At 44.7% G+C, this 10936-nt stretch carries 11 protein-coding genes and 1 pseudogene; 4 read left to right on the forward strand and 8 right to left on the reverse strand.

Annotation, left to right across the window (positions count from 1 at the left end; genetic code table 11):
- From WBA23_RS25740 to WBA23_RS25770, 7 genes and pseudogenes are all read right to left on the reverse strand, one after another.
- Positions 1–242: pseudogene (locus WBA23_RS25740) on the reverse strand (hypothetical protein); the annotation flags it as partial.
- Between the two features lie 7 nt (positions 243–249).
- Positions 250–555: a DUF6787 family protein gene (locus tag WBA23_RS25745; RefSeq protein WP_424585145.1), complete on the reverse strand. Its 306-nt coding sequence runs from the start codon at positions 553–555 to the stop codon at positions 250–252.
- Between the two features lie 103 nt (positions 556–658).
- Positions 659–1543 (reverse strand): DUF5777 family beta-barrel protein, encoded by an 885-nt coding sequence (locus WBA23_RS25750; protein ID WP_424585146.1) that lies wholly within the window; start codon positions 1541–1543, stop codon positions 659–661.
- 116 nt (positions 1544–1659) lie between these two features.
- Positions 1660–2223, reverse strand: a complete 564-nt coding sequence (locus WBA23_RS25755) for a YceI family protein (protein ID WP_424585147.1) — start codon at positions 2221–2223, stop codon at positions 1660–1662.
- A 119-nt stretch (positions 2224–2342) separates the two neighbouring features.
- Positions 2343–3146: a hypothetical protein gene (locus WBA23_RS25760; protein ID WP_424585148.1), complete on the reverse strand. Its 804-nt coding sequence runs from the start codon at positions 3144–3146 to the stop codon at positions 2343–2345.
- 6 nt (positions 3147–3152) lie between these two features.
- Positions 3153–3935 carry a hypothetical protein gene (locus WBA23_RS25765; RefSeq protein WP_424585149.1) on the reverse strand — a complete coding sequence of 261 codons (783 nt, stop codon included), beginning with the start codon at positions 3933–3935 and terminating at the stop codon, positions 3153–3155.
- Between the two features lie 367 nt (positions 3936–4302).
- Positions 4303–6060 (reverse strand): tetratricopeptide repeat protein, encoded by a 1758-nt coding sequence (locus WBA23_RS25770; RefSeq protein ID WP_424585150.1) that lies wholly within the window; start codon positions 6058–6060, stop codon positions 4303–4305.
- Positions 6061–6619: 559 nt separating this feature from the next.
- Here WBA23_RS25770 and WBA23_RS25775 point away from each other — a divergent pair.
- From WBA23_RS25775 to WBA23_RS25790, 4 genes are read left to right on the forward strand one after another with little or no spacing between them, the layout of a single operon-like run.
- On the forward strand, positions 6620–7639 hold the full coding sequence (locus WBA23_RS25775; protein ID WP_424585151.1) for an alpha/beta hydrolase: 1020 nt from the start codon (positions 6620–6622) through the stop codon (positions 7637–7639).
- A 10-nt stretch (positions 7640–7649) separates the two neighbouring features.
- Positions 7650–8585, forward strand: coding sequence for a homocysteine S-methyltransferase family protein (locus tag WBA23_RS25780; protein WP_424585152.1), 936 nt, complete (start codon positions 7650–7652; stop codon positions 8583–8585).
- Positions 8586–8630: 45 nt separating this feature from the next.
- Positions 8631–9164: a DUF5946 family protein gene (locus WBA23_RS25785; RefSeq protein ID WP_424585153.1), complete on the forward strand. Its 534-nt coding sequence runs from the start codon at positions 8631–8633 to the stop codon at positions 9162–9164.
- Entirely contained in the window at positions 9161–9643 is a 483-nt protein-coding gene (locus WBA23_RS25790) for a hypothetical protein (protein ID WP_424585154.1), read from the forward strand. The genes WBA23_RS25785 and WBA23_RS25790 overlap by 4 nt, the downstream gene beginning before the upstream one ends.
- A gap of 8 nt (positions 9644–9651) precedes the next feature.
- On the opposite strand, the gene WBA23_RS25795 is transcribed toward WBA23_RS25790, so the two are convergent.
- A partial coding sequence (locus tag WBA23_RS25795; protein ID WP_424585155.1) for a tetratricopeptide repeat protein occupies positions 9652–10936 on the reverse strand: 1285 nt, incomplete at its 5' end.

Genomic DNA, 10936 nt, shown 5'->3' on the forward strand with positions numbered 1-10936 from the left:
GAACGTTCTGCTTCGGCGTGATTGAACCCGTAGGTCAAGTTTAATCCCTGCGTAAAGTACTGCTGCGCTAAATCGGAATCAGTAGTGACTCTCAGTGAGTAGTCACCTAAATTATTAAACAAAGGCGCTTGAGCATCTACCGATCCTGGAGGCGATTGACAGCGAACAGTCCCTAGAAGCAATACTAACACCCACACTGAGGTGCAGTACATCAAATGAATATTATCGAGCTGAGTTTTCATAATGAAGTTATTTTTGAGAGGATGTAATTCGTGCGGGTAGAATTTTTCGATAACGACGGGTGAAAAAATGGAACTGACCGAACAGCCAGCCATATCCTAATAACAGTACTTGGTACGCTGGAATAATGAAGCCGATATACCATAGCCAACGGGTAATTGTATCAGTCTCAGCGGTGACTCCTACCCAGTGAAAAATGACAGGACGAATCATTACGACCGAACTACCCGTTAGGCTAAACACTAGTAAAATTAGTAAAACTTGCTGGACATTTTCTACGTTCCAGCGGGTTTGTAGACTTTTTAGAAATTTCATTGTCATTGAGATTTTGGGGTTGGGAATTAGGCGTTGGGTGTTAGGGCTGGGGGTTTGGAATAAGTTTCTAAAACCTAATACCCAACGCTCAATCCCTAATAATTTAAAATACCCGAGATACGTTGAAGCCAAAGTGAATGTCTCCGGCGAAGAAGTTACCGTTAGTTTCGGCGATAAACCCCTTCTCAATCATCGCTCGACTATTAGTCAAGTGAAGTTGAAAGACGTGTCCCCCGGTTTCTATATCAAAGCCAATCGCGAGAGAGTTGAACAGTTGATTCAGATCAGCCTCGTCGTATTCTTCGGCATTCAGGCGGTAGTAATATTCCCCATTGAGCGATACTCGCTGGGTTAGTTTTACGCGCCCACCTACCCCCAGAGCGTAAATATCATTTTCGCCCTCCCGTTCTTGGATGCGATTACGATGCACAAAAGTTGGCATAAGCTGTAGTGACAAGGCAGAACCGAACTTACGGGCAATCAGCAATTGTTGGGTGTAGTACATCCGGGCAGCCACCGTCGGGTACTCTTCCGGGCTGGAACCCGCTAGTGTTTTAATGGCTGCACTGGAAAACGATACCACCGAAAATGGCATCACCCGTTTTCCCTTACTTTGGCGCAGCAGTTTTATTTTAGCAAAACTATCGTAGGTCTTCTCAAACGAATTACGACCTACTCCTAGCGTGAGAAAGTCAGCTATACCGTATTCCAGGCCTAAGCGGACATTCGCCGCATCGAGTCCGAAGAATTCGTAAGCACCGGAGTTTAACCGTCCGAAACGGTGGGAGATCAAAAATTCTAGTTCGCCCTGCGCGCGGGTTTCTACTGTATGACCATTGATCAACCGGCTTCCCTTAAAAGTGGCTTCGGTAAATAAAATGGACTCTTCAGTATTGGCTTCCAGTAGATCCATTAGATCGTCCTGAGCAAATGCCATTGAAGATAAAAAAACACTAAAACTGAAGAAGAAAAGAGTACTTATTTTCATGATAGCGTAGGTTTTTTGATAAGAAAAAAATACAGTGATCGGCTATGAACCGACCATTGTACGCATCAACAATACAACCCCGCCGAGCTTACTGCCCGACTGAGCCGTTGCTCTTATTAACTATTCAGCGGGCTATACTTTATATCCACCGTTACTTCTACCTCTTCGGCAATATTGTGGAAGACGATTTTAGGAATATCTATATCGTGATCAGCAACCTTTACAATAAACTTGGTTTTGGCGTTTATACTCGGGCCGTTTACGATAATTGTTCCTTCGGTAGTGACGGGCTGGGTCACTCCGTGAATGGTCATAGTGCCTTCTACGGCCACGGCGTACTCCCCATTTTTTGTGGGGTCGATCGTACTGCCATTAGTAAAAGTGCCTTTAAAAATCGCTTTTGGGTACTTTTCCGATTCTACATAGTTCTCATTAAAGTGCTCCTGCATTAGCGATTTATCAAACTCAAAGGCTTGCATGTCCATACTTACCACTACTTCTTGCTTAGTAAAATCAATGACACTCTGCACTTGGTTATTATGCGCTTCAATATCTTCCAGTGGCGCACTAGAGAAGAATTTAGTATACCCGGTTTGGGTGATAAATTTATCCTGGGCTAGTAGCGAATGGCTCAGTAGCCAGGTTATACAAATGATGATGATTTTGATTACATCTTTCATAATAAATTTGTTTAATTGATAGTGATTAATTGAGCCCGGAACTTATCTGGGGTTGAAAATTGATAGTGAGTAGAAGTTTTTCACTACTCTTTTTTGCCTGAAAACTAAAATCTATTGGGTTAAGGATTACTTTCGATACTCGCCCCGTCGCTTACCCAGCAGGCAATATCTTGGATTTGCTGGTCGGTAAGTTCTCTTCCACTGGAAGCCGGAGGCATAGATCGGCCAGCAGTACGGGCTTCAATCCGGGCGGCCCGATTCTGAATAGTAGCGGCGGTTCGGAAATCAGGCGAGATGGTACCATCGTGGCAATTAGAGACGGCACAATTGTTTTTTACAATCGTCTCTACCGCTTCAAATGCTACTCCGCTAGTGATCTGCACAGTTTGAACGCTTTCACAACCGCTTGCGTCTCGAGTAATTACCTGGTATTCGCCGGGGGCCAACCCAGAAAACCCACTGCTGCTCTGAAAAGCCTGATCGTTGATGCGGAATTGGTAGGGAGTTACCCCTCCTTCGGCTACCACGTCAATCCGGCCATTGGTAGAACCGCAACTGCCATCTGCCACGGTAACTGTAGCGTTTACTCCGTCTTGATTGGCTACCTGAACTTCCAGATTTCCCTCACAGCCGTTGGCATCTTCTACTGTGATAGAGTAGCTTCCAGCACTTAATTCAGAGAAGGTGCTCCCAGATCGTTCACTCTCTCCGTTAATACGAAAGAGGTAGGGAGCTTCTCCTCCACTGGCTTCAACTTGTACTGAACCGGAAGCTAAGCCACAATCAGCATCGGTTACAGAAACGAGTTGAAGCGTGAGTGTATTGTCGCAATTCTGAGGTTCCGGCACTACCTCGTAAGTACAACTCGATAGTAGTGCCAGAATTGAGTAAGTGAAGGCTATGATGTACGTCAGCTTTCTCATTATTAGTTACTGCGGTAATTGTGAAATAGTCCAGTTAGGGGCAGTCGCGCCTTTAGTTTCACCTCGCCCGGTATCTTGAGCGAAGAAGTAGATCGGACGCCCGGCGTACGCTAACTGCTGCCCGCCGTCTACCCGGTCAATTGCCGCGAAAGCTCCTTGGTTTAGCGTAGACGGAAGAACTACGTTTGCTACTTCATTAAAAGCAGGCCACGCATTTAGACAGCCATCGGTACACACACTCTCGTTTTCTTGATCATTCTCAAAGTAGTATAAGCTATTTCCTTCGGCATCTACCAGATAAGAAATCGGATCGCTACCAGCTCCTTCTACTACTTGGGTAGCTAACATCAGTGTGTAGTCAGGTTTGGCAACAAACCACACGTTGCCGACCCCTTCACCATTAATTTGGTTAGCACCATCGTCGCCTGAATAGTAATAAATTGGCCAACCTTTGTACGTCGTTTGCTTTTCACCATCAGCTCGAGTAATGGTTCCAAAGTCCGATTGGTCGAGGCCACTACCCGTTTCAAAATCAGCTTGATAGTACACTGGCCAGGCGTTCAGGCAACCATCTTCGCAAGCACTGCTTCCGCCGACATCGCGGCTAAAGAAATACAGAGCTCGCCCATCTTGATTGACCAAGTATGATCCGAGGTTGCTATCGTTCGCCAGGGCAATTTGGGGGGTGTCTTCTACCGGATCGGGGGTAGCATCATCTTCCTCGCTACACGCGGAAAAGAGAAAAGAAAGACCTAATAATACGACTAAAAGAGATTTAAATGATTTCATGTTTTTAGAAATTAATTTGAATGAATTAGAATAAGAAACAGTAGCAACTCACGAGTATTAGTTGGTTTATAAGAAGTACTTCGTGATTACTATCTGAGGCAAATGTACGCGGTCGCCATCAGCTAGATAAATTTTTTAGGTATACAGAAGGTGAACGGGTTCGAGAAATCAGGTAGACGAAAAGTAAACAAGATGATTATATGTAGCTAATATAGTGAAGCTACTGTCGTACCAGTTGAATTAAATTACGAAAAATAACTGATTGATTGTCAACCGATTACTGATTGATGTTACTGAATGTCTACCTGAGTTTAATTACTACTTAAGGTGGGTAAACTAAGTTGTCTGGAAATGATTAGTAAAAACGCTAGACAAGAAGATCGGTATCAGAAGTAGAACTTGAAGTGAGGTTCTGTTCAATATTAATGATGAAATCTACCAACTTTTCTTCTTTACTTAATCCTAACTTCTTTCGCAACCGGTAGCGGGCGGTCTTCACACTATCGGGCGAAATGCCGAGGATGTTAGCCATCTCCTTCATGCTCATATTTAGTTTAAGCAGCGCGCATAGCTTAAGCTCGTTGTTAGATAGTTCCGGACAGTAATGCTTAAGATTAGCGAAAAACCCTTGGTGTACTTCCTCAAAGTAACGCTTGAAATCTTCCCACTCCCGGTCAATATGTGAATTCTGATCTACCAGACGGCTTAGTGAATTAAGCTGCTGGCGCATTTCCGGTTTAGCCTGCCGCTTGGCCTGCTGAATTCCAGATTTCAATTGATCTATCAACTCGTTTTTCTGAATAAAGTTAATGGTATAACTAGTGAGTTCTCGGCTTTTAAACTCTAGTTCTTGGGTGAGTTCCTTTTGCCTAAGCTGAGCATTTTCTAATTCTACTTGAGCCAACTGCTGCTGGGAACGAGAAACCTCCTGATGTTTAGCTAACACCTCCCGGTTCTTCTTAATCTTTAATCGTTGCTGAGTAGTAACTAGATAACCAATAATAGCGAGAGCGATTATGCCAAATAACAGCCCATTACGAAAGAACCGTTGAATACGGGCTTCCTGCTGCATCAGGTTGACCGACTGTTGTTGTACCAGCAGCTCCTGCTCTTTCTTTTCTAGTTTGTAGCGGTTCTCTAGTCGGACAATTTCGCGGAGCTTTTCGGCATTAAGCAGACTATCTTGTAAAGTGTGGTAGTTGTTAAAATACGCCAGAGCTTGCTGGTAATCGCCAGTAGCTTCGGCTACCTGTCTCAGCTCCAAATAAATGTCTCGACGATTTTGCCGGGAGCTTACTATAGTAGCCTTCTTGAGGGCGTGCAACAGATGTTCTTCTGCTTCGGAATAATTTCCCCGCTCCCGCTCAATGCTACCCAAGGTGTAGTAGGTGAGCGACTTCCCGTGCATATTTCCTTGCGCCTCCTGGAAAGGTAATGCTTGATAACAATAATCTAATGCTTCATTCAGTTTTCCGGTGGCCAGCGCTAGTTGACCCAAATAAAGATACGAAGCACCCAATCCGTAATCATGCTGAACCGAATCGCTCAATTGAAGTGCTTGTTGATAGGAAGTTTGGGCTAGGTCGTAACGGTGTTTGGATTGGTACAGTTGACCGATATGGATAGCCGTATGAATTTGGCGGTGAGTTTTCTTTAGGATGTCGAAAGTACGATATGCCTCTTCGTAGTAAGAAAGGGCTTCTTCGTAGCTCTGCTGGTCGCTGTAGATAAGACCAATATTGACAAAAATGTTAGCAACCCCTAATGAATCGTTCAATGACTGATAGTGGTTCAGTGCGTCCAACAGATAACTTAAACCTTCCTCGTAATTGCCCTGCGCCCAGTTGGCCACTCCTATCACTCGTTCAGCAAAGGCGGTACCGGGTAGGTAGTCCAACGAATCAGCTAAGGCTAGGGCTTTACCACCGTATTGTACTGACTGTACCGGATCGATAGTCCAGTACTCGTACCCAATCTCATTTAAGATATCAACCCTCGCTGTGTCAATAGTAGTGAACTGATCTAACCTTTGCTGTAAACTATCTAGCAGAGTTTGTCTATCGTCGGCCCGAGAATCGGGAAGAAAAGTGAGATACAATCCGAAAGTAACAAATAGGAACCTCATATCTTTTAGATTTTAGGTAATTTTTTCTTTACGTAGTCAAGCCCAGAGCAATTATTAGGTCGGCAGTTTTACGAACCTGTTTCAAGATAACCATTGTCCTTGTAAAGTGCGAATCTTAGTTTCTTTACCTTTCAGAAGGTAACTATACGCAGACAAGTAATAGATAAATGTAAACATATTCATAGAGTGTACACTATTGAATTTTAGATTATTAGGCAAATGAATTCATCGTTAGCATAAAAAGTTCTTTATGAAGTACACCGTTAGCTAAATCAATACAATGATATAGTAATGTTAACTCAATGCGAGACAGATCGTTGCTAGAATTTTTACCTCAGGGAACTCTAACCCACTTAATAGGTCTATACGGGCAGTGAAAGGTTATTTTTAGCTTCATGTACACATTTTGTCTACCTAATAGTTGGGACTAGTACACCCTATGCTTACCCCTTATTTTTCCTTTAAGGCGGGGCCTCTCGTACTTTTGTTGAGTGTTGCGTCAAGAGCAACTTTGGCGCGGCCAACTGATTATTATTTTTAAGTCCAATCGAATAAAACCATGAATTTCAATCCTAATCGCTTCATTCTAATTACTGTTTTAAGTATCCAGTCCTTAGTCGGCTGGGGGCAAGTTCAATTTGCCGAACTAGGTAATTATACCTTGGAAAACGGTCAAACCATTCGTGACTGCCAACTAGGCTACCGCACCTTCGGTCAGCTTAATGGCGATCGGTCGAACGCTATTCTGTTTCCTACCTGGTACGGTGGCACCAGCGAGAGTTTGCTATCCTACATCGGGCCCGATCAGATGCTGGATTCTACTCAGTACTTTATCATAATAGTTGATGCGTTTGGGGATGGAGTCTCTTCTTCTCCTTCTAATAGTGAGCCGCAACCCGGCCAGTCGTTTCCTGAGTTCAGCATCCGGGATATGGTCAATGCTCAGCATAGGCTACTTACTGAATTTTTAGAGTTAGATCATCTCTACGCCGTCACCGGAATTTCGATGGGCGGTATGCAAACGTATCAGTGGATGGCTAGCTATCCCGAATTTTTTGATAGAGCTATTCCTATTATAGGTTCTCCTCAACTAACCGCCTACGATCGGCTGCTCTTCAAACTCTTCCAACAAATTATGGAACCCTGTCTGGAAACTGATTGTCCGGATATTACCGTTACCACACTGATGCTGGAGTTTATCGTAGGATTTACTCCTCAGTACCGAGTGGGCGAAACAACTCCAGAGGAGTTCCCTGACTTACTAGCGACGATTGAAGAAGTAGCCCAGCAGTGCCAGCTATCGGATTTGCACAGTCAGATGAAGGCCATTGCTCACCACGATGTTACGCTGGAGGCTGGTTCACTAGCAAAAGTAGCTCAAAACTTTCAGGGCGAAACGCTGACTATTGTGGCCCAACAGGATCACATGCTGTTGCCTACCTACGCTATCGAACTGGCCCGGGAACGCGACGACGAAATACTGCTACTCGACTCGGACTGTGGACACTACGCATTCGCCTGCGAACAAGAAAAGATCAGTCAAGCTGTGCGAAAGTTTCTCAAGGAGAATCATATCTAGCCCATTTATAATGAATACGATGATAGTGAATCCTAAAACCGAGGCGGAATTTTGCCTCACTGACGGAGGGCTAGAAACCACCCTGATATTTCACTACGGAGTGGAGCTCCCTCATTTTGCTGCCTTTACATTATTAGATAATGATGAAGGAAAAGAGCATCTACGAAAGTACTATAGTTCCTACTTGGCGTTAGCTCAGAAGCATGATCTGCGATTTATTTTAGATACTCCTACCTGGCGCGCCAGTGCTGATTGGGGAGCAAAGCTAGGGTACTCCTCACATAACTTAGATGAAATAAACCAGCAAGCGGTACGGTTTATACGCGAATTACGCGCTCAAACTACGCGAGCTAGTCAGGTACTTATTGGTGGAGTCATTGGCCCCCGGGGTGACGGGTACATAGTCGCCGAACGAATGACCGTTGAACAGTCTAAGCAGTATCACCTACCTCAACTACAGGCATTTGCTACGGAAGGTGTAGACATCGCTACGGCCTTAACCATAACGTACTCGAATGAAGCGATCGGAATTGTAGCGGCAGCCCAGGAACTGGAGGTAGATGTGGCAATATCCTTTACGGTCGAAACGAATGGCCACCTTCCCAGTGGGGAGACACTCGCGGAGGCAATCCAAAGAACCGATGAGCAGACGAACGCTTACGCTACGTATTTTATGATTAATTGCGCCCACCCTCAGCACTTTAGAACGATACTAAAGGATGAAGGGAAGTGGCAGCAGCGAATTTGGGGCATTCGGGCGAATGCTTCTACCAAAAGCCACGCTGAGCTAGATGAGTCGGAAACGCTGGATACGGGAGACAGAAATGGACTGGCTAAAGAATACACGCAACTCAAAGAATTACTACCCAATCTGCGAATCATCGGTGGATGTTGTGGTACCGACCATAACCACCTGCAAGCAATTTGTAATCAGTTGCTTTCGTAGTATCTATCCAATAAATTTAGAACGGTAGCAATAAGCGAATAGACTATGCAGAACTACGTTGATTTAGCTAAGAAGAACGGAATTACGCTCTTAGATGAGGAGAAGTGCCAGTTCTGTGGAGCTAATACCAAACGGGGTATCCATGAGTGCCTGGAAATATTTAACTTAGGTTTTCAGGATATTGATTTCTCAAGCACTGAAAATCATATTTACAGATTTCTGATTGTAGATGTGCACACCTTACAGCATCCTGAGATCCACGGTAGGTGGAATAATCATTTTCACCTGTCCAGACTGCATTTGATCTTCCGGTATAAAGTTGAGTGGAATTATAATCTGTCCCCACTGTTGAGTGAATGGTTGAATAGATACAAGGTACAGCGAAAAAATGAGTATTTGATACCACCTGAGGTACAGAAAAGAGGAACTATCACCACAACGGATATTCTACGTAAAATCGGCAACCCAAGCGAAGTGAAGAAATTGATCGAGAGTTGGGTAAAGGAAGTTTACGGTTTATGGGACAAGCACCATCCCGTAGTGGATGAAATAGCCAAGATGTTTTTAAATCCAAAATGAAAATTCAGTTTACTAAACAGCAAAACCGACCTTCGGTATTCAAATGTTTCCGCCCGGACGGTACGGAAACCTGGATGAGCATCACCCAGTTATTTGCGCTGGAGCACGATATTGTGCACTACGCGGTAGAAACTACTCTAGGTTTCCGTCAAGCATTCTACGGGATGCTACTGCGAGGTTACAATGTTACCGATTTTGCGGCTCCGAGGCACCTTCGTCCGGCGGCTTTATTACCTATCAACCTACCCCTGGAAGCACAGCAAACGGAAATGTTAGTAAATCTCTTTCAAACCGAGCTACACGACGGAACCAGTATGGAAGACTTCATCGGGATTGCGAAGTTTACTTTTGAAGCGCAAGTGGTTCCATTTCCTGATATTAACGAGCAGCAGGTAGGGCAAATCCGCGCTAGAATCCGAGCATTACTTCGCCAGTGGCACGAGCTTCCGACGGGAGCAACCCTGGAGTTGAACTTCTAAGTTCTTAGCTAAGATGCTTTCTTCCATTGGGAAGAGGCTCTCCCCTTTTCTATTTGCATCAGCGCCTCTAGCATGGAAGTTGCGCCGTTGAGGTTCATCTTTTTACGAAGACGGTGCCGGGCGGTCTTTACACTATCGGGCGAAATACCTAATACAGTTGCTGATTCCTTAATACTCATATTTAAGCGAATGAGCGCACAAAGCCTAAGTTCCTTAGATCCTAAATTATCAAATGACTCGGTAAGATTATGGAAAAAATCCGGGTGGACACTCTCGAAGTGTAGACGAAAGTGTTCCCAGTCTTGATCGATACTTACGTGCTGCTGAATGTGCATTTTGATTCTTCGAAAATCACGAGAGGTCCACTGTTTCTGCTTCTGTAGCTCGTCAACTTGCTGCCGTACGTTGTTCATCAGTTCGTTCTTCTGCACGAAATTTAGGGTATAGGAGGTAAGCTGCTGGTTACGATGTTCCAGCTCCTGAAGTAACCGCTGTTCTTTCAGGTACGCGTTCTCCTTCACCGAAGCTAATAGTGCTTGAGAATTTTTCAGTTGGGTCTGCTTTCGGTTTACCTTTTGTCGCTGTATCCGAATAACGAAGAAGCCAATAAGCAGTAGCGAGAGAAGTCCGGCCACCAGTAAGTTTCGTTCCAACTGCCGAATCTTAGCACTTTGGTTGAGTAATTCTATTTTTTGATCCTGAATGGCTAGTTCTCTTTTCTGCTGTTCATTTTGATACCGAGCTTCCATTTCGGCGATTGCTTCAACTTTTTCTTGACCTAGCAGAGAATCCCGAAGCGTGGCGTAAGTACGATAGCTCTCAGCGGCCGACTGATACTGGCTCAACCCTTCGTAAGCTTCGGCTAAATCAACGTGCAGTAGTGACCGTACTCGGAGATCTTCGTCTACAGCTGCTAACCCTTTTCTGGCTTCCTGCCGAGCCAGCTCGTACTTTTGTTGCTGATTGTACAGGTTGGACAACGATTCGTGTAAACTAGCGGTTCCTTCATGATTACCCCGCCGTTGGTAGCGCTGCAGTGCTTGCCGATAGTATTGTTCTGCCTTGTGCCATTGCTCTTGTGTGGTGGCTAACGCTCCTAAGTTCTGGAAGATAGCATCCAGCATAGGACTATCAGCCGTAGTATCGGTGCGGTTGATAACGGAATTCCAATAAAATTCGGCTGAATCGTACTCCTCGGTTTTATAAAAGTTAGACCCTAAATTAAATAACGTACCGTCTACTTCTTGCACGTTACCAATCTGCTGGTCTAAGCTAAGTGCACGACGAAAATAC

The sequence above is a fragment of the Tunicatimonas sp. genome (genome assembly GCF_049647865.1).
Lineage (GTDB): Bacteria > Bacteroidota > Bacteroidia > Cytophagales > Cyclobacteriaceae > Tunicatimonas.

Excerpts from the sequence above, each read along its gene's own strand:
- WBA23_RS25785 (WP_424585153.1), top strand. The coding sequence starts at position 8,631 with ATGCAGAACTACGTTGATTTAGCTAAGAAGAACGGAATTACGCTCTTA.
- WBA23_RS25760 (WP_424585148.1), bottom strand. The coding sequence starts at position 3,146 with ATGAGAAAGCTGACGTACATCATAGCCTTCACTTACTCAATTCTGGCA.
- WBA23_RS25770 (WP_424585150.1), bottom strand. The coding sequence starts at position 6,060 with ATGAGGTTCCTATTTGTTACTTTCGGATTGTATCTCACTTTTCTTCCC.
- WBA23_RS25765 (WP_424585149.1), bottom strand. The coding sequence starts at position 3,935 with ATGAAATCATTTAAATCTCTTTTAGTCGTATTATTAGGTCTTTCTTTT.
- WBA23_RS25790 (WP_424585154.1), top strand. The coding sequence starts at position 9,161 with ATGAAAATTCAGTTTACTAAACAGCAAAACCGACCTTCGGTATTCAAA.
- WBA23_RS25755 (WP_424585147.1), bottom strand. The coding sequence starts at position 2,223 with ATGAAAGATGTAATCAAAATCATCATCATTTGTATAACCTGGCTACTG.
- WBA23_RS25750 (WP_424585146.1), bottom strand. The coding sequence starts at position 1,543 with ATGAAAATAAGTACTCTTTTCTTCTTCAGTTTTAGTGTTTTTTTATCT.
- WBA23_RS25780 (WP_424585152.1), top strand. The coding sequence starts at position 7,650 with ATGAATACGATGATAGTGAATCCTAAAACCGAGGCGGAATTTTGCCTC.
- WBA23_RS25775 (WP_424585151.1), top strand. The coding sequence starts at position 6,620 with ATGAATTTCAATCCTAATCGCTTCATTCTAATTACTGTTTTAAGTATC.
- WBA23_RS25745 (WP_424585145.1), bottom strand. The coding sequence starts at position 555 with ATGAAATTTCTAAAAAGTCTACAAACCCGCTGGAACGTAGAAAATGTC.